A 26,125-nucleotide genomic window follows, 5' to 3' on the forward strand; every position below is an offset into this window, starting at 1 on the left:
GATCCTCTCGTGCACTCCCAGCCTGTTTCAGGAGGCTGCGGCAGCCTTCTGGATACGGGGGACGAAGAGCTGGGCCAAGGAGTGGACGGTGGCCGGGTCCAGGGAGCTGCCTCCCCCATCCTCCAGCCTTACCTCGGCGATGACCGTGCCCAGGCACATGATGAGGTCGAGGCCGTCCAAACTACCGGCGTTGCGGTAGTACGCGTGCCCCTCGACGCCGGGGACCGGCGCCACCTTCGCCTTGGCGTATTTGGCCGACCAGTCCTTCTCTTTGCTGCACGCAGCCTCGGCGGCCTTTTTGTCGGCGTAGGCCTGGATGTCGAAGTAGGCGTTCTCGCCGGCCGCCTCGAACTTCACCGAGCCGTTCGCGATGCGGGTGCAGTCCCAATGCGTGTCCGGACCGCACTCCGCCGCGGACTTGGGCTGATCCTCGATGTTCGCGCGGCCGGTCTTCGGCTTCCAACCCTTCATCGCCCCCGGGTCGGGGAGCGCCTGCCGGAACCGGTCCTCGGTGTTGAACACCGTGTCGAAGTCCGCCTTGCCGCCCTTCGGCTTGCCCGAACCCGCACCCGTGCCTGCATTCGCGCCTGATGCCGACTTGTCGTTAGCCGGCGGCTTCTCCCCAATCGGATCGGAGCCGCCGCCACCACAGGCGGTGGCGAAGGCCGCCAGCGCCATCAGAACCGCCACCCTCGAACCAATGCCGGACCTCAACTGCATTCCCCGTTCCCCCTGGCTCATCGGACCAACCCATCAGGCTGTCGCATCGTCAGATGATCCTGGCAGCTGACCCCGACGATGATCAAACGGTGCCCAGCCTCGGAGACGATCGCGACGGCTGCTCCGCCCTCGGTATCGACCGCAAGGCGCTGGCGTTCCGCGGCACCGTTCCCCGAAGCAGGTCAGCGAGGAGTCCACCGAGAAGGGCGACGCTGCCGTCATTTCCCATGAACATCCAGAGCGCCGGTGATCACTGAATGCCGCCGGAGACGAAACTGACTCCGGGCGGCAAGGAGGGACGTGTGTCGGTGGTAGTCCGGGCCAATGCGGAGCAGGGCGGCAGTGGGTGTCCGTGAGGCTGCCTGCGAACCTGGGCTTGCAGTGGGTGACCCACCCAATGATCCTGGCCCCTGCCTCGAGATCGGCAGTGAGAAGTACTATGGGAGGGCCGAGAACCCGGCGCACCTGATCTTCGGAGAAATCGGCCTGCGGATCCATTTTCCCGGTCAGGCAATGGGGCTGATGACGTGGGTGAGTGCCGCCCCCGATGCCCAGCCCGCGAACACCGCCGTGACATTCACGGTCGGCAAAACCACCTCTCTCTGCAACCCCATCACCATCACATGAGGCAGGGATCAACGGGACTGCGGTTGTCCGGGAGCGAGTAGTTGCGGGCCCCGGCCCCGGGTGGGGCGCCATAGCTGGTGTCATCCGGCCGGCGTCATCCAGCGGCCTCGGAGGGCCCGGCTCCGAACCTCGGGATCTCCTGCGCGCTGATGTCCAGGCGTAGTCATTTGAAGCGCAGGGGGTGGCGGAAGACCTGGCTCCTCGCCCACGACAAGATCGGGGTACCCACGGGGCCGACGGTCCCCTCGCTGGTGCTGGCCGGCGCCAAGGGTGCAACGCACCGGTTCCGGCTTGATGACCCGTGGCTGAGCCTGGCCGATGACGCCGAGGGCGAGGACTCGTTGTCCGGCTGGTCCACCGATGCGGTCCGCTGTGCGGACCGCCCTTGCCTGCGCCTTCGGCGCGCACCGTGCCACCCAGCGGGCGGGTCGCGGTGCGGCCTCCTGGGACACACGCCCCCAAAGTCCCCTCTGAAAGGCATCGGTACTCCCATGTCCATGATTGTTTGCGCGCGCTGTGACGGTACGAACCCGTTCCTCGTCCGCCCGGACCGGCTCTTCGCCTGCCTCGGGTGCGACATCGTCCTGGACCCCCGCGACATCGACCAGGACGGCCACAGGGCGCCCTCATCAGCAGCGTAGGCGCAGTCTTTGAACTCCGATCACCTCCACAACGCTGCGCGTAGACTGTGGGTTCGCTTGATCGACGGGGGACGATGATGACCAGTGAGGCGGAGCGGGCGGCTGCGCAGCAGCGCCACGATGTGTTCGTCCGAGCCATCGGTTCGGCTGCCGGTTGTGAGGGGCTTCTGGATGCGGGCCGGGAGTCGGCCACCAGTGATCGGTGCGGTCCTCACCTGAAGAATCTGTCGGTTGTGCTGCTGGGCCGTGAGCGGGTGCTTGCACTGGGAGCGGGGTCCCTGAACAAGGAAGACGGCGCAGTCGTCCTGACGAGTCAGCGTCTGATGCTGATCAGACAGGGCTGGAGCGGGATGACGGCCCTTGCAGTGGCGCTGGATGAGGTTCGGACCAGCTACATCAAGCAGGGAATCCTCCGCAATTGGCTGGTTGTGGAAAGCGATGAGGGAGCGGAAGAGTTTCTTGTCCGTGACTGGGAGGATCTGGCCCGTATAGAGCTGGCATTGCGTCAGGTCCGGGGTGCTTTGGCGGATCCCGATCCGGTCACGGTGAATGTGGCCGTGTCCACGGCGGCGCCGGTCGATACGCAGGATGTACTGGGGCAGATCGCCAGGCTGGGAGAACTCCACAAGGAGGGTGTTCTCACGGACGCGGAGTTCGCTTGGAAGAAGCAGCAGCTACTGGACCGGCTTTAGCAGCAGCCTGCAGCCGGCTCGGGTGCGCCGCCTGGTTCACGGCGCCCCGACCCCTCGCAGTGGTCACCCGGGCGTATCGGCTCCAGGTTCCGCCGACCTCCGTTACGAGGTGGACGCTGGTCTTGTCATGGTGGCCAAGTGCGGGCGGCGGGGGCAGTTGTGAGGCTGATCCCGGCGGGCGCCCGGTCGGGGTGCTTCCCGTCGCCCGCCGGGGAGGGCGGTCGGCTACTTCAGGATCGTGTCCACGCGGCCGACGCCCACCGTGTCGCCTTCGCGGATGGTGAAGCGCAGGCCCTTTTCGCGCGGATGTGGGAGCCGTCCACGCAGGCCCGGGACCAGTCCAGCCGGCCGGCCGCGTTCAGCTCGGCGAGCAGGATCCGGTGCAGCTGGTCGCAGACTCCGGCCTGCTGCCACCGCTCCAGGCGCCCACAGGTCTGCCCGGAGCTGAACTCCAGCTCAGGTGGCAGGAGTTGCCAGGCGATGTCGTTGTGCAGGACGTACAGGATGCCCTGTAGACACAACCGGTCTGCCACCGGCCGTGGCCCTGGCGACCTCGTCGGCCAGGGCGGCAGCAGCGGCTCGATCAGTACCCACAAGTCGTCCACGATCCACGGCCGAGTGCTCACACACTCACGAACGGCCGAATCATCACACCGGTTCGGTCCGGCAGGCGATCGGCGATGACGTCCTGGAAGAGCTGCCGGATTGGCGGACCACAAGCGATCGCGTCGTGCGGGTCTGACCGGGTGCGGTGTGCGTGTCCATGACCAGCGCAGCCTTCTGGAGCGCCTTGGGCTGACGGCCCGGCGCGGTCCTGACCGAACGCGAGGAAACAGCGTCGCCATCGCCTCCCACGAGGCGGCCGCCCAGGTGTGCACGGACCTGAACAGGCTCCAAGTTGCGTACGACGACGTCAGGGACGGCTGGGACGATGTCGCGGAGTCGAAGGCGACATGGGACGCGGCGCAGAAGGAAGCCGTGAAGTCCGCAGCGGACGGGTTGAAGAAGACCTGGGACGACCTGCCGGACGACACCACCGGCGCAGCGGCGGCCACCCGACTGAAGCCGCAGGCGCAAATGCTGGACAGCGCGGCGAAATCCGCCCGGACCGGCCTGAAGTGCCCCGGCTGACCAACGCCTCGGACCCGTCGGCGATCCTCGGTGCTGATTCAGGCCGCGAGGATCATCCGGAAGCGGCAGGCGGCCGGATCGCAGGCCCCCCCGTCATGGGCGGCCGTGCGGCACGGCGCGCCCACCGCCGACTTCCCCGGCCCGGCCGCCGGGACCGATGACCACCCGAGTTTCAATCCGTGGTGGCTGCCCGACTCCTGGCTCACGACAAGTTCGCCGTACCCGAGCGCGGGCCGAGGAATTGGCGCGCTGGACTCGTGACCGACCCCGGAGACGCCGCGGCCCCCTCCTGACCGAAGCCGCTAGCAGTGCGCACCGAACCGGCAGGCCACTGGTCCGCACGGCTCGGTGCCCAGCTCATGTCACCGTTCAGGACAGAGATCTCACAAGGTCTGCCGGATCGGCCTACGGCGCGGTGGTTGGCGGGTAGCGTCAGGGCGAGGTGTCTTGACCGACGACGGGGAGGAACGTTGAGGAAGTCACGGTACGGATTACTGGCGGGTGCCGCGATGGTGCTGCTGGCGGCATGCACTGGGTCGGGAGGAGGCAGCAAGCCGCAGAACAACGCGCCTGCGGCGTCCGGTGGTTCGGCCTCGTCTGCGGCGCCGAGCGCGCCGGCCGCCGCGCGGGCACAGGTCCCCCCGGCCTTCGACGGCGGCAAGGGCTGGGCGGTGATGCAGTCGGAGCACCTGACGCAGCCGACCGTCGCCCCGAACTCGCGACTGGTGCTGCTCCTCAAGACCTTCGAGGACGGGAAGGCGTTCGGCGTCGAAGCGCGCGAGGCCGCCACCGGCGCCGTCCGCTGGGTGAGCGCGCCGTGGAGGCCCAGCGAGAATCCCAAGGAGTTCGACGCCGGCGGTGTCAAGCTCGTGGTGACGAGCAAGGATGGGAAGGACCACGCAGTCCTCACCGCAGCGGTCAACGAAGGCGCGGACGTGGTCAACCACGGCACGCGCGTCGTCAACGCCGCAGTGTTTCCCGCCTCCTCCTCCGGCACCGGAGTGGCCCCGGCCCGCACAGTCAAGATTCCCGGTGCAGAGCTCGTCGGCGCGCACCAGGGGGACGGCACGCTGCTCTTGAAGACTGATTCGGCGTTCACCGTCGCCGATGTCACCACCGGCGACCTCAAGGCCCCGCTGGCCCAGGGGAGCCGCGAGTACCAGCTGGCCGCGGGAGGCGGCAAGATGGTGGAGCTGTGGCCGGGGCAGGCGACCATTCCAGACGGGGCCGACCCGCGTGACGACGCGATGCCCGGCAGCGGGGGCCAGGTCATGGCGGTGAAGGGCGGCTACGTGGTCGCCTCGTGGCAGGCGAAGAAGCAGGCCTACTCCGCACTGGGCGTGCCGATGAACTACGTCTGGGCCCTGCACGACGAGCGCGGCGGGCAACCTGTCTTCACCCTCGCCTGCGAGGGACTGAGCACGGGAATTCTCGGCCAGGGAGGCTCGACTGTGCTGAGCGACAACGGACGTTACCTCGTCGCCGTCACGGTGGCCTTCGACCTCCAGGCCAAGAAGGGCTACTGTTTCGGCGCGACCGACAACCGCAGCGGGGTGAACTTCATGGGGGTCGCCAACAATGGTGTTGCGTACGGCACGTCCGGCCCGGCTGCCAGGACGCCGGTCTCAGTCGACCTCGCCACGGGGACGGCCACCGATCTGGGCGGAGCCAGGCTCCCCGACCACGTCTTTGGCGACGTCGCCCTCTACACCAGCGCGCCGCAGAACGAGAAGGACCCGGCGGCCGACCTGAGCCACCACGTCGTGCTGAGCGTCTACCCCACACGCTGAGCAGCCGGGCAACGACCCACCCACACCGCCGCTGTGACCGCCCCCGGTATCGCCGCCGGCCCGGGCTCTGGCCCCGATACCGGGCCCGAGCGGATGAGGGAGGACTACCGGCGCAGCCCAGCCTCTTCGATGACCAGGAGGCGGCCAGGGTCGGCGGGCAGGACCATGACGGGGCGGAGGTCGGGCATCGGCTGCCTGCCGCGCAGGTCATGGCCGCTGATCATCTCCATGCGCACTCCCTCCCCCGGGCCCGGCCCGCTCACCCCCGTTCCCGGACGACGACATCATCGGCCAGGTGACTCCCGCAGGGCGGACGAATGGGCTGACGGGTCGTCCGGAGCCGTGGGAGAGTGGGCCTGAGTCAACCTTTGTGGAGTCCGGGACCTGGGCAGTCTGTCCCGCTGGGCTTGGCGTGGTGGCGGCTGGTTCTTCCTGCGGGACTGCCTTTGCGTGCGACGACACGGTGAACACGAGCGAGTCGTGTGGAGCCGTCGTTCGCTCAGAAGGCCTCGACCTGAGGCCGTACCGACGGCAGCTCCCACAGTTCCAAGGCTCCACTGATCAGGTCGGCGAGGAACTGGACCACGCCTCCGGTGTAGTGCCACCAGCCGCCGTTGCGTGAGGCCACTGTGACGGTCCAGTCGTCGGGACCAGGCCCTGTGGTGTTCCAGAGGAAGTAGTCGCCCTGGTTCGAGGTGGCCCAGGGCAGCAAACCTCCAGGGGCAGGAAAGGGGTGCAGAGGAATGGACATCTCTGCGTCCGCACACCACTCAGCGAGGATCTCAAGATCTTCGGAGTTCTCTGACCAGGCCTTTTCCTGTTCGGGGTTCGGGAAGCCGACGCAAAGGAAGTCCCCAAAAGCCAAGGAAGGGTAGCTGTCGGCAAGCAGCTTGAAGTCTGAAGGCAGCTCCGTGGTCAAGCACTCCTCGACCGTTGCCCAGTCGATGCTGGCTGGAGCCGTACGTCGAAGGAGGGCGAGGCCGGGGACGGCCCGCTCCAGAGCCGCGACCGCCGAGGCTGGATCAGTCAGGCGCTGACGGGGTACTTGAGTGCCGATGAGAGCGTCCACCGGGACAGCGTGCCAGAGCACGGATCACGGGCCTTCACAGACCTCCCAGGCTCGACCAACGATGGGGTGTCGGCAACGCCTGGGCGGATCGCGCCTACTGAGCCCGCAGGGGCTCCGCGGGCCGACGTCAGAAACTGCCGTGGGTTGCCAGGAGTGACGTGTGGTGCTGGGCTGGATGGTGGAGGGGTCTGATCCGGGGCCGTCGCACCCGGCGGACGGCGCCGAGTCTGCGTGACCGAGAGGACAGTCGAGGCCCAGCTCGTGCGGGCGCGGGAATGATTCCGGCCTCGCTGGGGCGGGTGCGGAATCCCACCCGGGCCGCCGGCGGAGCGGGTGGGCGCGACAGCGGCGCGCCCGGGTTCCGGCCGCGCCGCTGTCGAGCTGTGGTCAGCCCTCGGGGGGAGCCCCCGGGTCAGTGGAGCTTGTTGACGGCGGTCTTGGTCGTGGTGCGGAAGGCGGTCAGCGGGGCGTCCTCGAGGTCGCCCATCTGGCCCCAGCGGACGAGGGTGACGGTGCGGCCGTCGCGGCCGACGGAGAACAGGTGGATGTCGGAGATACCGATCTGCGGGTCGGCGGTGTCCAGGCTGTAGACCCAGGCGCCCTCCTCGACGGCGAGCTTGCCGTGGGAGGCGCTGACGGCCTGCAGGCCCGGGTTCTGCTGCTGCAGCAGGGGGCCGCAGCCGGCGAGGGCCCCGCGGAGGGTGTCGACCAGCTTCACGGCGTCGGCCTCGGTACGGGCGACGGTGGTGACCTGGACGCCGTTGGTGTCGAGCTCGGTGCTGAACTCGCGGTAGCGGGTGTTCTGCGCCGGGATCTTGTAGGGGGTGCAGAGGACGCCGCCGTTCTCCGGGACGCCGGTGAAGACCTGGGTGGCGGTCCACGGCGTCGACGAGGGCGGCATCTGGGAGGCGGCGAGGAAGGCGGGCTGGGCAGCGGCCTGCGCCGGGGCTGTGGCGAGGGCCGCGAGGCCCAGTGCGGCAGCGGCTGCGGTGGCGAGTGCGGTGCGAAGCTTGTTCATGGTGGTGGGTCCCCCGTCGGGTCGTTTGTTCGGTCAGTGCTCAACCAGCGTGGGGCCGGCGCCCGCCGACTGCAACGATCACGCGCCCACCAGCCGTCCCGGAATCATTCCACCCCTGCTGACGTGCAAGGACGTGAAGGTTGGGACGCAGGGTCGAGGGGGGTGGAATGCCGAAGGACGCCGCCGTCGAGGAGTTCGCGGGGCTCGTGCGCGCGTTGAAGGCGCGGAACGGAAGGAAGGAGTGACGAGGCGCTGGGCCGGCGGTTGAGCGTCAGCGCGTCCACCCTCCACCGCTACTGCTCGGGCGCTGATGTGTGAGGGCTCAGGACTTGCTTGACGGTCTGTCCTCAGGACTCTCTTGACGCGGCTCGCGTGACTGACGGCTCGGCCATGCCTTGATCCGGGTGACGGGCCCCCATTACCCGACCGGTCGTGTTGACCAACCGCTGAACGGTCAGCGGTCTGGCCGGGCCACCAGGTGGCAGCGGGCCGGCGGCGGCACGCACGCCCCGGCCGTCGACGCGTTCGCCGCTTCCGGCTTCGACGACAGCGAAGCCGTCGACATGGCGGAGCTGCGGAGGATCCCGCCCGCACGCCCCCGTGCAGCCGCCCCCACCCCGGCGGTGGGCGTGGGCGGGGCCGGCTCCAGTCCGCGCCGGCACGGGTGGGCGGATCGTGACCGGTGCCCAGGCGTTCTGGAGCAGTGCGACCGTACGACACGACCCCGGCACGTTGATGGTGTGCCGGGGTCGTGTCGTACCGGGGGATCGGCGCGGTTACTTGTTCATGTCGTTGCTGAAGCGGTTCGTGCAGTCCTGCTTCTGTGCTTGCGTCTGGGCCTTGTCGAGGCACGACGTGAGGTCCTTGCCCTCGTCGGAGTTGAGGATGGACACCCCGATGGCGACCAGGGCCACTGCGATGAGGACGCTGACGGATCCCAGGACGATGCCCGTGATGGCCATGCCTCGGCCATCCGCGCCGCGTCGTGCCTTGCGCACGGCAGCTATGCCCAGGCCGATGGCGACCAGTGCCAGCGGAATGCCGACGAACCACAGCCAGAGCAGCAACAACGAGAGGATGCCGGTGACGAGGGCGGCGACAGCCGGGCCCTTGCCGCCGCCTGCGGGCGTGTGGGGGTGCTGTGCCTGGTGGCCCGGCTCGCTGTGGTCCGGGACTCTGTAGGTGTCGGACATGGTGTCCTCTCCGAGGTGGTCGGGCCCGCGTTCCTCCAACGTCGTTGTGGAGCGCGGCGGTTCCTGCCGTCTGCCACGGAGGCCAGCCCCCAAACCTCCCGGGACACGGGCCCCGTGCGACGCGAAGACCGACGGCCCGCCGGCTCGGGACGGGAACCACGTGGCACGGGCCGGGTCATGATCCGAACCTCGGCGCGGTACGCCCGCGCCATGGCCCCGGAGGCCTCAGGGACGCCCTCGCCTCGCTGTCCCGTGCGTCGGCTGGAACCGGGCATGGCCTGTTGTCGGGTGAGGGGTCCGTCCGGGTTGCTGCCGCGGCGAATGGGCGAAGCCGCGGTAGGTGGTGCTGTCGCTGCGGGCAGGGATGGACCGGTCATGCGCCGGCGATCGGCGCTTTGACGACGATCCCTGTCTGAGAAGGAGCACTCTCTCGTGTCCGAGAACATGTGGAGCTACAACCCGGAGTCGCACCACACGCCCGGTACCAGCCTGGTCGGTTTCAAGGTCGAGGCCAGTGACGGGCACATCGGCACGGTCGACGAGGCCACCGAGGAGGTCGGCTCCTCCTACATCGTCGTCGACACCGGCCCGTGGATCTTCGGCAAGGAAGTCCTGCTGCCCGCCGGCACCATCGTCCGTGTCGATGTGAAGGAGGAAAAGATCCAGGTCAACCTGACCAAGGACCAGATCAAGGACTTCCCGGAGTACGACAAGGACAAGCACCGGGGCGACGCCGCCTACCGCGGCGAGGTCGGAAACTACTACGGCCGCAACATCGGCATCTGATCCACCGGTGCCACCGCTGCGGCCCGCGCCACGCGCGAGGCCAGGCCGCCCGCGCCGGGAAGCAGCAGGTCGCAGACGGGGGCGGGCGTCTGGCTCCGAAGGCCCGCCGGGGCCTGGCCAACTTGTCGAGGCTGTCCGGAGACTTCCCCACCGCCCTCGCGGCTGTCCCCTCCCTGGGCTGGAAGGGCCGCCACCACCGCGTCCTGGGCGACATCCACTGGTCCCACGCCAACACCGACCAGGCCATCGCCGCGTTCGAGGCCAGCCGCGCCGAAGCAGGACAGCACGGAGCCGCCGGCGAGCGGGCCATGACGCAGGTCCGCCTCGCCCTCGCGGTGTCGTTCGCCGACCCCGACCGCGCCGACGACGAACTCGCCTACGCCCACCAGCTCCTCGAAGGACTCGACCAGCGCTCCAACCGGCTCCTCGCAGACGTCGTCGGCCTGATCAAGGACGCGGGAGCCGACGGCGTCATCGGCCGCGCCGAGAACCTGCGCAACGAGGTCGAGGGTGCCAGGCTGCCCTTCCTCCTCCGGTTCATCGAACTCGCCTGCGCCTTCCACCACGCGATCCGCGACGAAGAGCAGCACGTGGCCGCCACCATCGACCGCCTGCACCAGCTCACCGCGAGCGGCGACTTCGCGTACTTCACCGACATCGCCCCCTACATGGCCGGCCTTCCGCGCCCCAGCACTTCGACCACCCAGTGGATCGACGGCGAGGATCCCGTACGCACCGCCCGGCGGGCTCTGGTCGCTGCCCGGCAGGCGTAACACAGTCCGCACACCAGAACAGGGCACCAGAGAGGCAGGACCATGACAGACGGCACGTCGTACAGCACCGAGGAGTCCCCGTCCAGCTGGGTCTTCCACGCGGGGAACTGGAGCACCATCGCGGATCCGCTGACGCACGTAGAGGGAGGGAGCTTCGACGGCGCCGTCCAGGCCGCTCACTACGAGCGTTGGACCGGGGCAGGAGGGATATACAACGTGCCGCTGATCCTCGCCGTCTCCGTGCGGCCCCAGGAACCTTGCTTCCTGTTCGACCTCGAGGGAAGTGTGGCCTCCCAGCAGTTCTACGCCCGGACATTGCCCGATGCACTGGAGCTGCTCACCCAGCTGGCCCCAACGCTCCAGGCGCTGGCAGTAACCGACCAGATCGCTCGGGCCGAGCCCAAGAGCATGTCGGTACTCGGGGACCTTCTCGACACCTTGCACGGGCGCAGCCGGGACACCGCCGGCCGCATCGTCGAACACTGACAAGGAGGGAAGCGCACGTGAGCCAGCACGCCATCGCGTACGTACACAGCCAGAACATCACCGACGAGACGGCCCGGCGGGTGTTCCTGGCCGTCGCCGAGCGGAGCAAGGGGGAGGGCGACATCCTCGGCCTGAACCTGTGGGACGCCGACATCCCGGCGCTCGCCCCACGGGCCGGCCTCACCGCAGATGAGTTCCGCCGCCAGCTGCGTTCCCTCAAGCAGCACGTGCGGATGGACGTCCGCGAGCACTCCGACGGCCTGTGGGAGATCGTCTACGGCCCGTCGTACACCCGACCCGCCAAGCCGAAGCCGGCGAAGCCGGACCTGACCCGGGGCGGGCCGCACCCGTTCTGGATGCCGGGCTGGGACCAGCAGAGCATCTGGGGCTACGAGGAAGGACTGGGTCACCTGTACGCCCAGCTCTACGCGAACCAAGACGACCCCGACGCCGAGCCCCGCATCTGGATCACCCCGCCGAGCTACATCGTCCGCGACATCGACGAGCTCGCCGCGGCCATCGCCCAGACCCTCATCCGGTACGTACCGGTGCGGGTGCCAGCCGAAGTCATCAAGTCCTGGCTGACCACCCCGCCGTTGTCCGCGCGCTGAGGCGGATGCCGGCCGCGGAATCCGCTCGGGAGGTGGCGCCGATTGCCAGGCGGTCTGCCGTCTCCGGAGGAAAGCCGCAGATTTCGCCTCGGTGGAGGGGCTGCGGTCGCTAGCCAACCTGCGGGCACACCACGCCGCTTACACGAAGAAGGGCTTCACCCGCGCCCTGATCCCGCCTGCCGCCGTAGGCCTGGACCTGGAAGAGCACACGCTGCGAACCGAGTCCTGGCACCGGGAGCTGATCGAGGCATTCATTGGCGCGGCCCCGAACACACCTCAGCCGCTCGACTCGGCGATCAAAGAGTTCCGGACCGCCCTCGGCTTGCCCACCCGCCCCGTGAACGTCCCCTGGGCACCCCGCGACCGCGCACTCCCACCACGAGTCGAGGCGATGCTGCGGACGCTCGCCCACGGCTTGCCCATCGCTTCGCCGGACCGCCTGCCAGTGGGCTGGACGGTCACCGGCGAGAACGTGCGCCTCCGCGTCGGCGCGGCGGGGGAGACCCTCGACCGGCAAGCCGTCACCGAACTGCAGGCCGCCCTGAGCGCCTGGCTGCACTTCACGAAGAACACCGCGGGATAGCGGGTTCTGCCCGCCCGTCGGCGTTCAGCGCAGACGACCGAGGTGGATCACGCTCACGCGGACCTGCTGGTCGCTGATCTCGTACATCACCCGGTACGCCCCCACGTGAATGCGCAGCACGTCGGCGGTGCCGAAGGCGCCTTCGGGCCGGGGGTCGTCGGCGAGGTGGTCGATCGCGGTGAACACCTGCCGCACTCCAGTGGGGTCGTCCTTGGCGAACTTCTCCGCCTGAGCGAGGGCTTCGGGTTCCCAGATGACTTCGTAGCTCATGCCTCAGCGCCGAACAGACGGCGGTACGCCTCGTCGTGCGGAATGCCGGCGCTCTCGCCGCGCTCTTGGCGCGCGCGGTAGGCGGCCAGCGCCCGCAGCTCCTGGAGCTCCAGGGCGTCGGCGGGGCTGACCAGCATCGCGATGGTGTGGCCGTGGTCGGTGATGGCCACCGGCTCCCGGGTTGCGCTGACCTCACGCGCGATGGCGCCCAGCCGGGCGCGTGCTTCCACGATCGAATAGGTACTGCTCTCCGTCGTCATGCACACCAGCTTACAGAAGTGTGCACTTCCGCGCAGGCGGATCCAGCAACGTACGCGATGAGGCCCGGTGGCAGCCGCAGATCCGCGCCAAGGCGAAGGAGGAGGCGGCGGCGACCGGCGGCATCGTCATCGACGTCCACGCCCGCCTCGGCTACGCCGGAGCGTCGATGGACACCACCGACGAGGACCGCCAACGGCACATCACCGTCGCCCTGCCTCCCCAGTACGCGGCCCGCCTCTTCAACGCCCAGGAGCAGGGCGCCACCGAAGACCGGCTGCGCGAACTCACCGCCGAAGCACTCAAGGAGGTCTACTTCCAGGACAGCGGCCGCCGCGCCGGCTCCCTCCGGGAAGTCGAGATCAACGACGTGCTCGACCTGGGATTCCAGCTGTAGAGGCCGTACCCCACCTGCGAGCGAGCGAGCCCCACACCGATGATGTGGTCCGGGGCTCGTGGGACTTTGATCGGTTGTCGGCGGCAGCACGGTGCGAACTAGCGCCGGTACTGCAGCTGAGATTCTCACGTTGGCCGGTTCGAGGCTTTCGGTTTTTTATGCCTCGCCCCCACACTGAGAGATTGCAAGCAATAGGGTCACTTCTCCGCAATTCGGTTCAGTCCACCGCTCATTCCGGAAGACAAAACGGAGCTCCCAATGACCAACCGAACTTCCAAAAGTCTGGTTTGCCTCCTGGCGTCGGCTGTCGCGACAGTTGCTCTTGTCGCCCCCGGAGACGCTGTCGCCGATGAGCGCCACAGTCAGGCCGTCTGGGGAAACATCAAGAACGTGCACTCGAATATGTGTTTGGAGATTCGGGGGGACTCCACCGCGAACGGAGCGTATGCGAACCAGTGGTCCTGCAATGGTTCCGCAACGCAGCAGTGGACCCTCGAGGCGGTGCCTGGAAAGCAGTGGTCGTACTTTTTCCGCAATAGGAATTCCGGGAAGTGCCTAGAGATTCGTGGAGACTCCACGATGGAGGGTGCCGTAGCAGGACAGTGGACGTGCAACGGGTCTCTCACGCAGCAATGGGAAATAGAACTGAAAATAAATCCCATGGTCCGGAACGAAAACTCAGGCATGTGCCTGGAAATTCTTTCCTGGGGAACTGGGAGCGGAAACCTCGCGGGACAGTGGCGCTGCCACGGAGGAAACAACCAGCGCTGGAACTTCCCGTCGCTGTAAAGCCGCAACCGTAGACGGCCCGAACTACCCGCGAGCCCCGGACCAACGCTGTCCGGGGCTCGATCGCGTATCCGTGGGCGGTCTCGCCGCCTGCTGGACGTCGGGCACGTCGCCTGCACCTGGTGGACCGCCACCTCCTCGCCGAGTGGGCCGCCGGCTCCCGCCCCTCTGGGAGCTGCTGCGCCAGATCCCCCCGCCCCGCAAGCCGTCCGCGCTGTCCTGATCGCACCGCCATCGTGCCGTGCGTCTGTTCGGGGGTCATGGGAGTGGGGAACGGGGGCACAGGAGCGGGCAGGGGAAGGGCTCCCCGGGTACGGCCGGGCACTGCCCGGCCGCCAGAGCGGAAGGATGCTCCTGTGTCGCAGGTCGAAGAGTCTGTCGAGGTCGACGTCCCCGTGCGTACCGCGTACAACCAATGGACGCAGTTCGAGTCGTTCCCGCACTTCATGGAGGGTGTGGAGCGCATCGAGCAGCGTACCGACACCATGACGCACTGGGTCACGAAGGTCGGCGGGGTGACCAAGGAGTTCGAGGCGGAGATCACCGAGCAGATCCCCGACGAGCGGGTCGCGTGGACGACGCTGGGCGGTGACGTGCAGCAGGCCGGTGTGGTCACCTTCCACCGCCTGGACGAGAACACGACAAAGGTGATGCTGCAGCTCGATTACGACCCGGAGGGCTTCGCGGAGAACGTCGGCGACAAGCTCGGCTTCGTCAAGCGGCAGATCACCGGTGACCTGAAGCGGTTCAAGGAATACATCGAGGAGCGCGGCCGCGAGACTGGCTCCTGGCGCGGCGAGGTCTGACGCCTGTATCGCGGGTCCCCGGCGGGGGAGTCCCGCCGCCGGGGGACCCTCGGGCCCGTCGCCGATCGGGTCGCCGCCATGACGGCCGATGCCCCGACTGCCGGACGGTTCGACGGCGGGGTGGCTGTCGATCCCTTGCGGACTGATGCCCCACACGAGGCCTCCGGCGGCCTGGAGCTGGGCCAGGCCGTCAGAGTACGAGTACTGATGTGCGGTGCACACCGGTGTGTCGTCGCCGGGGTAGAAGGCCAGGACGAGGGGCTGACCGCGTTGCTTGCACAGGGTGTATTCGGTGCGGTGGAAGGTGTCGCCGTCCAGGCGCCCGCCGGGCAGGCGGGAGTCACCGACGATGTCCCCGATCTTCGGGGTGTTTGCCACGAGAGAACCTCGATTGGGGATGGGTGCAGGCATCTCGGGTAGAGCGGTGGGCGCCCGGTCAGGCGGGATGGGTCATCAAAAGCAGAGGCTCGGTGGTGGGCTGGGGAGAGCCTCCGGCGGGTTCCAGTGTGAGCCCGACGGCGCCCGCGTCGGCGGGGTTGCCGGTCAGGACGACGGTGCCGTCGTCGTCGATGAGTCCGGCCGGGCGCATGGTGCCGTCGTGGTCCAGCCACAGCTGGTAGGTCTTGCCTGCTGCGGGTGCGGGCAGGTTGGCGGCGGTGAAGACGGCCTTGTTCTGCCGGTCGGAGGCGACGACGGTGGTCAGGGCGCCGTTGGCTGCCCGGCCGTGGACGGTGCGCGCATCCGGGGCCGCCAGGACGGTGCTGACCGCATCGAGTTGCTGCTGGGCCTGGCGGGCCTGCTGCTTGAGGTTCTGTCCGTTCTGCGTCTGCCATGCCGCGATGCCGCCCAGGGCGGCGGCTGCCACGCTGGCGGCCAGCGCCAGGGGCACGGCCCTGCGGCGCAGCATGCCGGAGGCGGGTTTCGCGGCGGGCGGCGGGATGCGCGGCGGGAGCTGGCGTACGCCGTCGATAGCGGCCATGACCTGCGCTTTGGCCGCGGCGGGCGGCGGCTGGGAGACGGCTGCCGCCAGTCGGGCTGCGGTCGCCTCGAACTCGGCGGCTTCCTGCCGGCAGGCCTCGCAGGCCTGCAGGTGAGCGTGGAAGTCCTTGCGTTCGCCGTCCTCGAGTGCACCGAGGGCATAGGCGGCGACGAGGGTAAGGGCGTCGGTGGCGTGGTGTTTTATGCGGTCACCCCCATGCAGTCGCGGAGCCGGATCAGCCCGTCGCGCATGCGTGTCTTGATCGTGGGAACCGGTGTGCGCAGGGCTTCGGCGACTTCACGCTAGGTCAGGCCCTGGTAGTAGGCCATAGTCACGGCCTGGCGCTGGATTTCGGTCAGGCCGCGCATGCAGCGGCGGACCTGCTCGGACTCCAGGCGGGTCTCGACCTGTTCGGCGACCTCGTCGAAGGCGGTGGTGTGCTCGCGGGCGGCCTGGGCCTGCTCGCGGTCGGCGGATGCCTGGGCGGAGCGGACCCGGTCCACGGCCCGCCGGTGGGCGATCGTCGCCGCCCAGGTGGCAACGGAGCCGGCGTCGCTGCGGTAGCGGGCCGCCTGCCGCCACAGGTCGATCATCACCTCCTGGGCGACCTCCTCGGACTGAGCCCGGTCGCGGACCACTTTGACCACGATCCCGAAGACCAGAGATGCGAGGGCGTTGTAGAGGACGGAGAACGCCTGTTTGTCACCGTGGGCCACCTTCTGCATGACGTCGCTCAGGTCGCTGCGGGCGGGGTCGTCGGAGCGGCCGCTGTTGAAGGGGATCGGTTGATTCACCTGCGGCGCTCCAGCCGTGGTGAGCAGGCGAAGAGGCGGCCTGGGTCGGCCTTCCTGGGGCGGGGCGTCCATCGCATGCCGGTCCTTGAGTCTCGTCTGTGCGGGCCGGACCGCCCCCCCCCCCGCGGGACGGTCCGGCTTTTGGAAACCTGTGCGTGTGTCAGTGGTTCGTCGTAGCGGACCGCACGGCGGACGGGAGCCTGTTCGTCAGCCACGCCGCCCGGGGCTAACCCTTTGGAGGGGAGCCGGCGCACTACGCCAAGCCAGCGGGCAAGCGGCCGCGAAGACGGCGTGTGCGGGAGCCGAGAAGGGTTTTCGAGGCTTCTCCATCGGCCGCGCGGGACCTCCGCGCGGCCGCGTGTTCTCACCGGAGGTACAGAGAAATGGTTCGTGTGCGACGAGGTCTGGCCGTGGCCCTGGCGGCCAGCGCGGTGGTGGTGGCAGGCGGGTCGGTTGCATCCGCAGACGCGGGCGCGCGGGGAATTGCCGCCTATTCGCCGGGGGTGGGATCGGGCAACCTCATCCAGGTGCCGATCCACATTCCCGTCAACGCGTGCGGCAACACCGTCAGCGTCATCGGTCTGCTGAACCCCTCCTTCGGCAACACCTGCATCAACGCCTGACCCGCACCGCTTCAAGACCCCGGTCCGAGGCCGAGAAGACGGGGTGGCCCGGACCGGTGGCCTGCCGGTCGCACAGAGGGGGGCGCGGCTGTGGCGTGACCAGGCCTCGACTGGCAGGTCAGCTGTGGGTGGTTGTCGGCACAGCCACCCACAGCACCCCCGCAGCCCGTCGGCTCTGTCACACGTCCCAGCCCCCGTCCGCACTTTCGCTCGCATGGCTCATCCCGCACCGGAGGCACCCACCTTCGGTCGCGCCACGACCACAGCTCTGGCGAGGTCAGCGGCGACCGCCACACCGGCGGCGCGGGCGACCGGCTCCGGAGTAAATCATCGGTGCGCACTGGTTCACGGCGAATCAGCGGAGTCGTCCGCCATGGCCTGCGGGTCCTGGTTTTCGATGTGGCTGAGTCTGCCGGGCCACCATGCGGCCGGGCCGATGTCCCGGACGAGGGCGGGGACCAGGAGTGAGCGGACGACAAGGGTGTCGAGGAGGACGCCGAAGGCGACGATGAAGGCGATCTGGAGCATGAACGCCAGGGGGATGACGCCGAGCGCCGCGAAGGTGGCGGCCAGGACGACGCCCGCGGAGGTGATCACACCACCGGTTGCGATCAGCCCGCGCAGCACTCCCCGGCGGGTGCCGTGCAGGAGTGATTCCTCGCGCACCCGGGACATCAGGAAGATGTTGTAGTCGACGCCCAGCGCGACGAGGAATACAAAACCGTACAGCGGTACGGAGGAGTCGGTTCCACTGAATCCCAGGAGCTGCTGGAACACCAGGGCGGAGACGCCCAGGGTCGCGACGAAGCTGAGGGCGACGGTGGCGACCAGGAGCAGGGGCATCGCCAGGGAGCGGAGCAGGCCGATGAGGATGGCCAGGATGATCACGAGGACGACCGGGATGATGAGGGTGCGGTCGTGCTCCGCGGTGCGCTGGGTGTCGTACTGCTGGGCGGTGTAGCCGCCCACGAGGGCGTTGGCGTCCGGCACGGCGTGGACGGCCTGGCGCAGCCGGGCGACGGTCTGCTGGGCGGCGCTGCTGTCCGCGGGGGCGTCCAGGGTGGCGTTGAGGCGGACGCGTCCGTCCGCGACGAGCGGAGCTCCGCCGGCGGGCCCGGCGGCGGTGGCAGGGATGACCGTGGCGACGCCCTCGGTGTTCTCGGCGGCTTCGGTGACCTGGGCGATGCGGGCCTTGTCGGCGATGATGACCGCGGGGTTTCCGGAGCCTCCGGGGAAGTGCCGGCTCAGGGTCTGCTGAGCGGCTACGGAGGGTGCGTCGTTCACGAAGATCTCGTCCAGGGGCACTCCCTTGGCATGGAGGGTCGGTGCGAACGCCGCGCACGCCAGGAGTGCGGCGAGGCTGATGGCCCAGACCTTGCGCGGGGCCCGGCCGACGAGGTCCGCGATGCTTTCCCAGATGCCGTGGCCCGTGCCCCTCTCGCCTGCGGGGCGGATCCTGGCGGGCCAGTAGGCGGCGCGGCCGAGAAGGAGCAGGACCGCCGGCAGGAAGGTCAGGGTGCTCAGGACCGCGCACAGGATCCCGATGGCTCCTACGGGGCCGAGGGCGCGGTTGTTGGTGAGGTCGCTCAGGAGCAGGGCCAGCAGGCCGAGGGCGACGGTGGCGGCACTCGCGGTGATGGGGCCGGCCGACCGGCGCAGGGCAGCCCGGACGGCGGCGTAGCGGTCGTCGCGCTGCGAGAGTTCCTCGCGGAAGCGTGCGGTGAGCAGCAGGGCGTAGTCGGTGGCGGCGCCGATCACGAGGATCGACAGGATCCCCTGTACCTGTCCGTCGACGCGTACGACGCCGTGGTCCGCGAGGGCGTAGACGAGGGCGCAGGCGAGCCCCAGGGAGAACACGGCGCCGACGATGATCACCACGGGCAGCAGCACGCTGCGGTAGACCAGGAGGAGGATCAGCAGGACCGTGGTCAGCGCCACGGCGAGCAGCAGTCCGTCGATGCCGGCGAAGGCGTCCGCGAGATCAGCCTGGCTGGCGGCGGGGCCTGCTACCTGCGCGACCGTACCGGGCACCTGAGCTGCGGCGTCCGCGATGGCCTGCAGGGCGGCGGGCAGTTCTTCGCCGAGGTCGGGTTTCAGCTGGACGACGCCCTGGAGGGCCTGGCCGTCGGTGGAGAGCACCGTGGGAGAGGAGGGTGCGGCCACCATGTCGGTGCCGGTGAGGCCCTCCAGGGCCCTGGTGGCTTCCTCCTGCTGCTGGACCGAGAGTTCGGCCGGCGCCTTCTTCGTGGTCCACACGACGACCGCGGGCAGGCTCTCGTCCTGCCGGAAGGCCTTCTGCGCCTCGACGACCCGGGTCGACTCCGCACTGCGCGGCAGGAACGCGGCCTGGTCGTTGGTGGCGACCTCGCCGAGTTTTCCGGCGTACGGGCCCAGCCCGCCGCCGACGAGCAGCCAGACGATGACCAGGAAGACAGGGACCAGCCATCGGGCGAACCGTGATGAACCTGCGGACATGACGCTCCCGGAAACAGATCTAACTCACTGATGAAGAATCTCAATGATTGAAATAGATTAGATCACGTGGAGACCACGCCTCCCCGTCGCCCCAGGCGCACACCCGGTCTTCCCCAGGAGGGGCCGATCGGGATGCACCCGGGCGAGGGTTCAGCGCCCGGGCGTGCGGAGGTCGCCGAGCTCCTCGTTGACGGCCGCGAGGAATCTGAGGGCGACGGCGAGCTCCTGCTCACTGAACCGCTGCCGGGCGCTGTCGGTGGCCGCGGCGAGCGGCCTGAAGGACGAGCGGGCCGCGGCCCTGCCCCCTTCCGCGTAACGGATGTGCACCACGCGGCGGTCTTCGCTCTCTCTGGAGCGCGCGATGTGACCTGCGCGCTCCAGCCTGTCCAGGCAGGCGGTGACAGCGCCCGAGGTGAGTCCGAGGTGCTCGCGAAGGCGGCCGGGTGTAAGCGGCTCGGCGCTGTCGAGGATGACGGACAGCGCCTGCACGTCCGTGGGGTGCAGCCCCTGACCGTGGGCGAATCCGTGAACGAGGCGATTGATCTCGCCGTTCAGGCGTCGCAACTGCACGGCGAACTCCTGGAGGCTCGCTCCACTGCCCCCGTCAGGGATGCCTCCGCTGGTTTCCCGCATTCCCGATGCCGCCATCTTCCCAGCGTATAGAAGCATTCACGGCTTCCCATGCCCGAGGGCCGGCGCTTGCCGTCAGGAAGCAGCCGTGCGGTCATCCGGTCCTTCCCCGTGAACTGCACCGGCACCTGCGCTGGCGCAATGCCAACGCCCGCCACCCCGACGTCCTGGCCGCCCAATGCCGCGAGCGCGCCCGCATCCGCAGCGAAAAGGGCATCCGCTGGGGCGGACGCCCCCTCAAAACCGCAGCCTGGCCACGCCGCCGAACCTGCCTGGTCACAGCCCTAGATATGGATGAGAATCTGTCGCAGGGGATGTCCGAGCGCACCCGCGAGAGAGGCCAACTCCCCGTCGGTCAGCCAAGCCCGGTTGGGATACAAAACCTCGATCCTGAACCGCGCGAACCCCATCGGCCAGTCGTACACCAGCTCGTTAAGCGACGTCTCAACGTCGCAGCAGGGAACCGTCACCATGAGCGTCGAAAAGCCCTCGTCGTAGCACTGCGAGACAGCATCACCCCACCAGCCGGGTGCGAGCTCCGTGCCGCACTGCGGGCAGGAGATCCTCTCCAGGTTGGCGAAGCAGTGGACCACCTCGACGCTGTCGTGCCACCTGGCTTCCAGACCACGTCGGGCGTCGTCGTCAGAAAGCATCCCGGACAACACAACCGCAGCACGGTCCGCCGCATCCTTACTGGGCTGCCAGTACGGATCGGTCGGAATCACCGTCAGGTAGTTGTCACTCATCGCCCGCCCCCACGCCCGCCACCGTCCGCTCCTCGTCTCGTCGTCAGACCCGGCGAACCTATCCGGTCACAGCACTAGCCGTCGCTGCGGCGGCGTGCTGGTGATTGCGCTGCTGGTGTACCGCAGCCTGCTGATGCCGCTGGTGGTGATCACGGCGGCGTCATCAGCGCCGCCGGACTCATCCTGGCCGCCACCTTCGCCGCGCTGGCAGTCATGCCCCCGCTCTCCCTGGCACAGATCTGGGGCATCGTCGCCCACGGTGTCCTCATCGGCACCCTCCTGGTACGCCTGTTCCTCGGCCCCGCGCTCATCCTCGGCCTCGGACACCGCACCTGGTGGCCCGTCCGCCTGAGCTGACCGCACCCCTGGACGTGACCCAGCCGCCCCCTCGCGCGTCCGTGACCAGGGACGCACGAAGGCGGCGACGACCGGCTGCGAAGGCAACACAGGCGATCGGTTCACTCCTTTGGGTGTTGCACCAATCTGCCGGGCGGGTGCTGCCGAATGACGGGTGTGAGCAGCTTCCGCAGCACCCTCTTCCGCGCCGCGCTCGGCGCGCTGGCCGGTCTCCTGGCCGCGTTCACGGCTCTGGCCGTGGCTGAGCTGTCCGCTGCTCTGGTGCGGCCCGCTGCGGGACCGGTGACCGTGGTGGGCGGCGCGGTCATCGACCGGACGCCGGCACCGGTCAAGGACTTCGCGATCCGCACGTTCGGAGAGAACGACAAGACCGTCCTGCAGCTCGGGATCCTTGCCCTCCTCGCGCTGTTCGCCATCGGCCTGGGCACGCTGAGCCTGCGTCACCGGCGGAGCGGCGCAGCCGGCGTGCTGCTGTTCGGTATCGCCGGCGCGGCCGCGGCCTGGAGCCGGCCAGACTCTGCCGGAATCGGTGACGCCCTTCCCTCGATCGCCGGAGCAGTAGCCGGCGCCGGCATCCTCTATCTCCTGGCGGGCAAGGCATCAGCCCCCGCACCGGCAGGCGGCGAAAGCGACGGCTCGGGATGGAGCAGGAGGGGGTTCTTGACAGCTGCCGCCGTGACCGCCGGCGCTGCCGCCTCCGCCGGTGCACTTGGCCGGTTCCTCGCCGGCCGGCGGGGTGAGGGCGTCGTGGCTTCCCGCAATGCCCTCGCCCTTCCCCAGCCGGCCTCACCGGCCCCTGCCGTCCCGGCGGGCGCCCAGTTGAAGGTGCCTGACATCAGCCCCTTCACGACACCGAACCGGGACTTTTACCGTGTCGACACCGCACTCGTCGTTCCCAAGATCGACGCGGGTACCTGGCGGCTGCGGATCCACGGCAAAGGCGTCACCCGGCCCCGCACCTACACCATCGACCAGCTCCTGGCCCGCCGGCTCATCGAACGCGACATCACCCTCACGTGTGTGTCCAACGAGGTCGGCGGACCCTACATCGGCAACGCCCGCTGGCTCGGAGTCCCCCTAGCCGACCTCCTGCAAGAGGCCGGCGTCCGGCCTCCCTCGAAGGGCGGGAGAGCCGATCAGCTGGTGGCCCGCTCCGTGGACGGCATGACCCTCGGCTCCCCGGTCGAGGACCTCATGGACGGCCGCGACGCCATCCTCGCGATCGGCATGAATGGCGAACCGCTGCCCTTCGACCACGGCTTCCCCGTCCGCATGCTCGTTCCTGGCCTCTACGGCTACGTGTCCGCCTGCAAGTGGATCGAAGACATCGAACTGACCACGTTCGACGCCTACGACCCCTACTGGGTCAAGCGCAAGTGGGCCCGCAAGGCGCCCATCAAGACGCAGGCCCGCATCGACACCCCCAAGCCGTTCGGACGTCCCGCCGCCGGCCCCGTCACGGTCGCCGGTGTCGCCTGGGCCCAGCGCCGCGGCATCACCCGCGTCGAGGTCCGGATCGACGACGAGCCGTGGCAGGACGCAGACCTCGCTGCCCAGGACACCATCGACACCTGGCGCCAGTGGTCCTACCGCTGGAACCCCACCCCGGGCGGACACACCATCACCGTCCGCGCCACCGACGGCACCGGAGCGGTGCAGACCGAAGACCGCACCCGGACCATCCCCGACGGAGCCAGCGGCTGGCACAGCGTCTTCGTCACCATCCCCTAACCCACCGGAACGCCCGCTCAGGACCGGATCCGGCAGCACAACCAGCATCCATCGAAACCCCTGAAGACGATTTCCCAAGGAGCAAACCGTAATGAACAGCATGAAGATCCGCCGTACCGCGATCGCCGTCGCCGCAGCCGCCCTGCTGCCCTTCTCCCTTGCCGCCTGCTCCGACTCCGGCAGCGACACCAAGGCCGCCCCGACCGCGGCCGCCGGAGATGAGGCCAAGACCGACGCCAGCACCCCGGCAGGCGAGGGGATGACTGGCGACAAGCCCTTCGGCCCGGCCTGCGCCGGCGTGCCGAAGGACGGCGCGGGCTCCTTCGACGGCATGGCCAAGGACCCGGTCGCCACCGCCGCGTCCAACAACCCGGCCCTGTCGACCCTGGTCGCCGCCGTCAAGCAGGCCGGTCTGGTCGACACCCTCAACAACGCCAAGGACATCACCGTCTTCGCGCCCACCAACGACGCCTTCGCGAAGATCCCGAAGGCCGACCTCGACAAGGTCCTGGCCGACAAGGAGCAGCTCACCAAGATCCTTACCTACCACGTCGTCGGCCAGAAGCTCACTCCCAAGCAGCTGGAGAAGGGAAGCTTCGAGACCCTCCAGAAGGGCATGGTCACCACCACCGGCTCCGGAGAGGCCTACAAGGCAAATGACACCGCGAACGTGGTCTGCGGCAACGTCAAGACCGCCAACGCCAACGTCTACATCATCGACAGCGTCCTGATGCCGAAGTAACACCCCCTGCCTCGGCCCAGGAATGCCAGGTGGCCCTGCACCCCTGTTGCCGGGGCGTGCAGGGCCACCGGCTTGGCCAGCAGCCGGGCCATGCCAGAAGCACGCCCCGGCCCCGACCCACAGGGAGCTCTGTGACGCGGGACCGGTTCGGCTCCACCAGCTTCCTCATCGGCGCCCTCGTCTCACCCCTCGCCGGCCTCACCGACAGCGCCGCCCCGATGGCCCTGATCCAGGCCCTCGCGGCCGCTGGAGCCCTGACCGGCTTCACCCTTCTCACCCGCGGCCGGCTCACTGCCGGCACGCAGAAGTAGCCAGCCCGCACAGCCACTTCCGTAGATCGGAGTCCGTCCCAGGGCCCCCGGCCGCTTGACGCCGGGGCCCTGGGACGGACTCTCATCGACGGTCCTTGCCCAGAGAACGACCCGGACGGCGGTGCCCCAGAACTCCGTCCGCGCCCCGGAATTACTCGCATAACTCGATCTCACTGTCCCGGGTGACGCCCGGCTGTGCGGGGCCCGGATGGGAGGAGGCAGATGCCGGAGGCACAACCCGAGCCAGTGCCCTTCCTTCAAGGGAAGATCCGGTCTCGGGGAAGCCGAGCCCGCAGTCCCCGAGTCGCACGCACCCCCAGCAGCGACGCGCGGGAGCGAACTAGATGATCTTCTCGGCGAGATCATGCGGCTTCTGGCCGAGGCCGGCTTCGAGCCCGGCCGCGAAGGTGACGGTCTGCGCGTGCGCGCCGACGGGGAGGGAGTGCTGCCCGGCCGGCAGCCCACTGACCTTCTGCGACCGTACGGCCGGCTCCACCGCCACGAGGAGAACTACGCCGCGCGCACCGAACTGGCCGGGATCCGCACCGCTCTCCACTCCTCCTGTCCTGGTTGCGACCCTGACCGTTGGTCGGCGACCTGACCGATAGCTGGCGCGCCCTGCGACCGGCCATGTCCCTACGCGGAGCTGAACGGGTAGGCGGACTGTTCCGGCGGATAGGTGAAAGATCGTGGCGTCTGGGTGGATCCTGCTCGGGCGGTGCACGCGCCTGCGTTCACGTGGCGTGACACTCACCGGCAGGGCCCGTTGATCGTCCCCGTACGGTGAGCCGCCTGGCCCGGCCCGTAGTTCCTGTGGCTGGCAGACAGTCCCGAGCCGGAGGTAGACCGCCGTGGCGGGGAATGGAAACCCGACCGTCAGACGACGCCGGCTGGGCGCGGAGCTGCGCCGGCTCCGGCAGGCCAGTGGCCTGACCAGTACGGAGGTGGCAGAACGCCTGCTGATCTCCCAGCCCAAGATCAGTCACCTGGAGAACGGCCGCCGAGCCATCAGGCCCCGTGATGTGCGGGACCTGTGCGGCCTCTACGGAGTCACAGACCCGCAGGCCGTCGATTCGTTGATGCAGGCGGCCACGGAATCGGACCGGCAGGGCTGGTGGGTGGCCTGCGGCGAAGTCCCGTACGCCGTCTACATCGGCTTGGAAACGGCAGCCTCCTCGATCCACTCCTACGAGCCCCTGGTGATCCCCGGCCTGCTGCAAACCCCCGCCTAAGCCCGGGCAGTCATCGAGGAAACGATCCCTCTGGCCACCGCGGAACAGATCGCCACGCGCCTCGAGGTCCGGCTGCGCCGCCAGCACCGCGCCCACCACCCGGCACGCCCTTTGCGCTTATGGATCGTGCCGGACGAGTCCGCACTGCGCCGTGTGGTCGGCGGTCCTACGGTCATGCGCGAGCAGCTCGAGTACCTGAACCGCCTCGGCATGCAGCCGCACATCACCGTGCAGGTCCTGCCGCACGGAGCGGGGGCCCATCCGGGAGTCTCGGGGCAGTTCTCCGTTCTCCGCTTCCCGGACAGTATGGCGGGGACGGTCTATCTGGAGCGGTTCACCAGCGACCTCTATCTGGAGAAACGGTCCGACGTACAGCAGTACAGCGTCATGTATGACCACCTCCAGGCCAAGGCGCTGAATCCGCAGGACACCCGTGACTTCATTGCCCGCGCCGCCCAGGAGCTGCTGACCGCCAGGTAGGTGCCGGGCAGGCCTGGCGGCCCGGCACTCCTCCGCCGACGCCGACCGTCCCGGACGCTGCGTGCGCGGACATCCGCATCGGCTACGCCCGCTGCTCGACCCTCGGGCAGGAACTCGACTCCCAGCTCGACGCCCTCGCCGGGCACGGGATCGACCGCGACCGGATCTTCAGCGAGAAGATCAGCACCCGCATCCGGGTCCGACGACGAGGGATAGTGGTTCGGCGGTCAGCGGGGAGGGCGGTGCCGGCCCCGCGGCGTCACTGGTCATCGGGACGAGATGATCGCCGCCTCCGGGCGGGGGACCGGGCTGCCGTCTGGCTGGAGCGGGACCGGTGGTACATCGACGAGCTCCCCTCGGCAGCCAGGCCGAGGTTGTCTGCCGT

At 69.0% G+C, this 26,125-nt stretch carries 30 protein-coding genes and 6 pseudogenes; 21 read left to right on the forward strand and 15 right to left on the reverse strand.

Features of this window, described 5'->3' with window-relative positions; all coding sequences use genetic code 11:
- Nucleotides 1-27: 27 nt before the first annotated feature.
- Complete coding sequence (locus tag ABZZ17_RS20440) at nt 28-678, reverse strand: hypothetical protein (protein WP_356877703.1); 651 nt, start codon at nt 676-678, stop codon at nt 28-30.
- 423 nt (nt 679-1,101) lie between these two features.
- Here ABZZ17_RS20440 and ABZZ17_RS20445 point away from each other — a divergent pair, with 423 nt between their 5' ends.
- The 3 genes from ABZZ17_RS20445 to ABZZ17_RS20455 all read left to right on the forward strand — a co-directional run bounded on the left by ABZZ17_RS20445 (nt 1,102) and on the right by ABZZ17_RS20455 (nt 2,680).
- Complete coding sequence (locus ABZZ17_RS20445; protein WP_356877704.1) at nt 1,102-1,347, forward strand: hypothetical protein; 246 nt, start codon at nt 1,102-1,104, stop codon at nt 1,345-1,347.
- Nucleotides 1,348-1,838: 491 nt separating this feature from the next.
- Nucleotides 1,839-1,988, forward strand: a complete 150-nt coding sequence (locus ABZZ17_RS20450) for a hypothetical protein (RefSeq protein WP_356877705.1) — start codon at nt 1,839-1,841, stop codon at nt 1,986-1,988.
- 74 nt (nt 1,989-2,062) lie between these two features.
- Nucleotides 2,063-2,680 carry an SHOCT domain-containing protein gene (locus tag ABZZ17_RS20455; RefSeq protein WP_356877706.1) on the forward strand — a complete coding sequence of 206 codons (618 nt, stop codon included), beginning with the start codon at nt 2,063-2,065 and terminating at the stop codon, nt 2,678-2,680.
- 230 nt (nt 2,681-2,910) lie between these two features.
- Here ABZZ17_RS20455 and ABZZ17_RS20460 read toward each other — a convergent pair whose 3' ends face one another.
- Entirely contained in the window at nt 2,911-3,306 is a 396-nt protein-coding gene (locus ABZZ17_RS20460) for a transposase (RefSeq protein WP_356877707.1), read from the reverse strand.
- A gap of 79 nt (nt 3,307-3,385) precedes the next feature.
- Here ABZZ17_RS20460 and ABZZ17_RS20465 point away from each other — a divergent pair, with 79 nt between their 5' ends.
- Together ABZZ17_RS20465 and ABZZ17_RS20470 are read left to right on the forward strand one after the other, a co-directional pair.
- Nucleotides 3,386-3,811, forward strand: coding sequence for a hypothetical protein (locus ABZZ17_RS20465; RefSeq protein ID WP_356877708.1), 426 nt, complete (start codon nt 3,386-3,388; stop codon nt 3,809-3,811).
- Nucleotides 3,812-4,320: 509 nt separating this feature from the next.
- Nucleotides 4,321-5,601 carry a hypothetical protein gene (locus ABZZ17_RS20470; protein ID WP_356877709.1) on the forward strand — a complete coding sequence of 427 codons (1,281 nt, stop codon included), beginning with the start codon at nt 4,321-4,323 and terminating at the stop codon, nt 5,599-5,601.
- A gap of 104 nt (nt 5,602-5,705) precedes the next feature.
- On the opposite strand, the gene ABZZ17_RS20475 is transcribed toward ABZZ17_RS20470, so the two are convergent.
- The 4 genes from ABZZ17_RS20475 to ABZZ17_RS20490 form a co-directional block, all read right to left on the reverse strand.
- On the reverse strand, nt 5,706-5,831 hold the full coding sequence (locus ABZZ17_RS20475) for a hypothetical protein (protein WP_356877710.1): 126 nt from the start codon (nt 5,829-5,831) through the stop codon (nt 5,706-5,708).
- Between the two features lie 269 nt (nt 5,832-6,100).
- On the reverse strand, nt 6,101-6,670 hold the full coding sequence (locus ABZZ17_RS20480; protein ID WP_356877711.1) for an SMI1/KNR4 family protein: 570 nt from the start codon (nt 6,668-6,670) through the stop codon (nt 6,101-6,103).
- Between the two features lie 412 nt (nt 6,671-7,082).
- On the reverse strand, nt 7,083-7,688 hold the full coding sequence (locus tag ABZZ17_RS20485; protein ID WP_356877712.1) for a hypothetical protein: 606 nt from the start codon (nt 7,686-7,688) through the stop codon (nt 7,083-7,085).
- Nucleotides 7,689-8,464: 776 nt separating this feature from the next.
- Complete coding sequence (locus ABZZ17_RS20490) at nt 8,465-8,881, reverse strand: DUF4190 domain-containing protein (RefSeq protein ID WP_356877713.1); 417 nt, start codon at nt 8,879-8,881, stop codon at nt 8,465-8,467.
- Between the two features lie 432 nt (nt 8,882-9,313).
- On the opposite strand from ABZZ17_RS20490, the gene ABZZ17_RS20495 reads away from it, so the two are divergent.
- The 5 genes from ABZZ17_RS20495 to ABZZ17_RS20515 all read left to right on the forward strand — a co-directional run bounded on the left by ABZZ17_RS20495 (nt 9,314) and on the right by ABZZ17_RS20515 (nt 12,120).
- Entirely contained in the window at nt 9,314-9,667 is a 354-nt protein-coding gene (locus ABZZ17_RS20495) for a PRC-barrel domain-containing protein (RefSeq protein ID WP_356877714.1), read from the forward strand.
- 122 nt (nt 9,668-9,789) lie between these two features.
- Nucleotides 9,790-10,440, forward strand: a complete 651-nt coding sequence (locus ABZZ17_RS20500) for a hypothetical protein (RefSeq protein WP_356877715.1) — start codon at nt 9,790-9,792, stop codon at nt 10,438-10,440.
- 42 nt (nt 10,441-10,482) lie between these two features.
- Nucleotides 10,483-10,926 carry a hypothetical protein gene (locus ABZZ17_RS20505; RefSeq protein ID WP_356877716.1) on the forward strand — a complete coding sequence of 148 codons (444 nt, stop codon included), beginning with the start codon at nt 10,483-10,485 and terminating at the stop codon, nt 10,924-10,926.
- Nucleotides 10,927-10,943: 17 nt separating this feature from the next.
- Nucleotides 10,944-11,537, forward strand: a complete 594-nt coding sequence (locus ABZZ17_RS20510; protein ID WP_356877717.1) for a hypothetical protein — start codon at nt 10,944-10,946, stop codon at nt 11,535-11,537.
- Nucleotides 11,538-11,628: 91 nt separating this feature from the next.
- Entirely contained in the window at nt 11,629-12,120 is a 492-nt protein-coding gene (locus tag ABZZ17_RS20515) for a hypothetical protein (RefSeq protein WP_356877718.1), read from the forward strand.
- 24 nt (nt 12,121-12,144) lie between these two features.
- Here the strand turns inward: ABZZ17_RS20515 and ABZZ17_RS20520 are convergent, their stop codons facing one another.
- Both ABZZ17_RS20520 and ABZZ17_RS20525 read right to left on the reverse strand, forming a co-directional pair.
- Nucleotides 12,145-12,390 (reverse strand): type II toxin-antitoxin system RelE/ParE family toxin, encoded by a 246-nt coding sequence (locus tag ABZZ17_RS20520; RefSeq protein WP_267829242.1) that lies wholly within the window; start codon nt 12,388-12,390, stop codon nt 12,145-12,147.
- Nucleotides 12,387-12,650: a type II toxin-antitoxin system Phd/YefM family antitoxin gene (locus ABZZ17_RS20525; RefSeq protein WP_266975791.1), complete on the reverse strand. Its 264-nt coding sequence runs from the start codon at nt 12,648-12,650 to the stop codon at nt 12,387-12,389. Before ABZZ17_RS20525 ends, ABZZ17_RS20520 begins: the two co-directional genes overlap by 4 nt.
- A gap of 59 nt (nt 12,651-12,709) precedes the next feature.
- Here ABZZ17_RS20525 and ABZZ17_RS20530 point away from each other — a divergent pair.
- The 3 genes and pseudogenes from ABZZ17_RS20530 to ABZZ17_RS20540 form a co-directional block, all read left to right on the forward strand.
- Nucleotides 12,710-13,045 (forward strand): annotated as a pseudogene (locus ABZZ17_RS20530) (XRE family transcriptional regulator); the annotation flags it as partial.
- Nucleotides 13,046-13,303: 258 nt separating this feature from the next.
- Nucleotides 13,304-13,834, forward strand: coding sequence for an RICIN domain-containing protein (locus ABZZ17_RS20535; protein ID WP_356877719.1), 531 nt, complete (start codon nt 13,304-13,306; stop codon nt 13,832-13,834).
- 356 nt (nt 13,835-14,190) lie between these two features.
- On the forward strand, nt 14,191-14,640 hold the full coding sequence (locus ABZZ17_RS20540; protein WP_356877720.1) for an SRPBCC family protein: 450 nt from the start codon (nt 14,191-14,193) through the stop codon (nt 14,638-14,640).
- Between the two features lie 129 nt (nt 14,641-14,769).
- Here the strand turns inward: ABZZ17_RS20540 and ABZZ17_RS20545 are convergent.
- The 3 genes and pseudogenes from ABZZ17_RS20545 to sigK form a co-directional block, all read right to left on the reverse strand.
- Nucleotides 14,770-15,051 (reverse strand): annotated as a pseudogene (locus tag ABZZ17_RS20545) (redoxin domain-containing protein); the annotation flags it as partial.
- 25 nt (nt 15,052-15,076) lie between these two features.
- Entirely contained in the window at nt 15,077-15,841 is a 765-nt protein-coding gene (locus ABZZ17_RS20550; protein WP_356877731.1) for an anti-sigma factor, read from the reverse strand.
- Nucleotides 15,820-16,344 (reverse strand): annotated as a pseudogene (gene sigK, locus ABZZ17_RS20555) (ECF RNA polymerase sigma factor SigK). Before sigK ends, ABZZ17_RS20550 begins: the two are co-directional and overlap by 22 nt.
- A 452-nt stretch (nt 16,345-16,796) precedes the next feature.
- On the opposite strand from sigK, the gene ABZZ17_RS20560 reads away from it, so the two are divergent.
- Entirely contained in the window at nt 16,797-17,036 is a 240-nt protein-coding gene (locus ABZZ17_RS20560; protein WP_356877721.1) for a chaplin, read from the forward strand.
- 345 nt (nt 17,037-17,381) lie between these two features.
- Here the strand turns inward: ABZZ17_RS20560 and ABZZ17_RS20565 are convergent, their stop codons facing one another.
- Nucleotides 17,382-19,511, reverse strand: a complete 2,130-nt coding sequence (locus ABZZ17_RS20565; protein WP_356877722.1) for an MMPL family transporter — start codon at nt 19,509-19,511, stop codon at nt 17,382-17,384.
- A gap of 150 nt (nt 19,512-19,661) precedes the next feature.
- Entirely contained in the window at nt 19,662-20,159 is a 498-nt protein-coding gene (locus ABZZ17_RS20570) for a MarR family transcriptional regulator (protein WP_356877723.1), read from the reverse strand.
- A gap of 92 nt (nt 20,160-20,251) precedes the next feature.
- Between ABZZ17_RS20570 and ABZZ17_RS20575 the strand changes: the two are divergent.
- A pseudogene (locus ABZZ17_RS20575) lies at nt 20,252-20,389 on the forward strand (IS630 family transposase); the annotation flags it as partial.
- 36 nt (nt 20,390-20,425) lie between these two features.
- Here the strand turns inward: ABZZ17_RS20575 and ABZZ17_RS20580 are convergent.
- Nucleotides 20,426-20,887, reverse strand: a complete 462-nt coding sequence (locus ABZZ17_RS20580; RefSeq protein WP_356877724.1) for a hypothetical protein — start codon at nt 20,885-20,887, stop codon at nt 20,426-20,428.
- An 84-nt stretch (nt 20,888-20,971) separates the two neighbouring features.
- On the opposite strand from ABZZ17_RS20580, the gene ABZZ17_RS20585 reads away from it, so the two are divergent.
- The 4 genes from ABZZ17_RS20585 to ABZZ17_RS20600 all read left to right on the forward strand — a co-directional run bounded on the left by ABZZ17_RS20585 (nt 20,972) and on the right by ABZZ17_RS20600 (nt 24,028).
- Nucleotides 20,972-21,244, forward strand: coding sequence for an MMPL family transporter (locus tag ABZZ17_RS20585; RefSeq protein ID WP_356877732.1), 273 nt, complete (start codon nt 20,972-20,974; stop codon nt 21,242-21,244).
- Between the two features lie 147 nt (nt 21,245-21,391).
- Nucleotides 21,392-22,975 (forward strand): molybdopterin-dependent oxidoreductase, encoded by a 1,584-nt coding sequence (locus ABZZ17_RS20590; RefSeq protein ID WP_356877725.1) that lies wholly within the window; start codon nt 21,392-21,394, stop codon nt 22,973-22,975.
- Between the two features lie 91 nt (nt 22,976-23,066).
- Nucleotides 23,067-23,717, forward strand: coding sequence for a fasciclin domain-containing protein (locus ABZZ17_RS20595; protein WP_356877726.1), 651 nt, complete (start codon nt 23,067-23,069; stop codon nt 23,715-23,717).
- A 131-nt stretch (nt 23,718-23,848) separates the two neighbouring features.
- Nucleotides 23,849-24,028, forward strand: a complete 180-nt coding sequence (locus tag ABZZ17_RS20600; RefSeq protein WP_356877727.1) for a hypothetical protein — start codon at nt 23,849-23,851, stop codon at nt 24,026-24,028.
- A gap of 340 nt (nt 24,029-24,368) precedes the next feature.
- On the opposite strand, the gene ABZZ17_RS20605 is transcribed toward ABZZ17_RS20600, so the two are convergent.
- Complete coding sequence (locus ABZZ17_RS20605) at nt 24,369-24,584, reverse strand: hypothetical protein (protein WP_356877728.1); 216 nt, start codon at nt 24,582-24,584, stop codon at nt 24,369-24,371.
- A 295-nt stretch (nt 24,585-24,879) separates the two neighbouring features.
- Between ABZZ17_RS20605 and ABZZ17_RS20610 the strand changes: the two are divergent.
- Together ABZZ17_RS20610 and ABZZ17_RS20615 are read left to right on the forward strand one after the other, a co-directional pair.
- Nucleotides 24,880-25,740: pseudogene (locus ABZZ17_RS20610) on the forward strand (helix-turn-helix transcriptional regulator).
- 71 nt (nt 25,741-25,811) lie between these two features.
- Nucleotides 25,812-25,943: pseudogene (locus ABZZ17_RS20615) on the forward strand (recombinase family protein); the annotation flags it as partial.
- Between the last annotated feature and the right edge of the window lie 182 nt (nt 25,944-26,125).

The sequence above is a fragment of the Streptomyces sp. NPDC006512 genome, from assembly GCF_040611935.1.
Classification (GTDB): domain Bacteria; phylum Actinomycetota; class Actinomycetes; order Streptomycetales; family Streptomycetaceae; genus Streptomyces.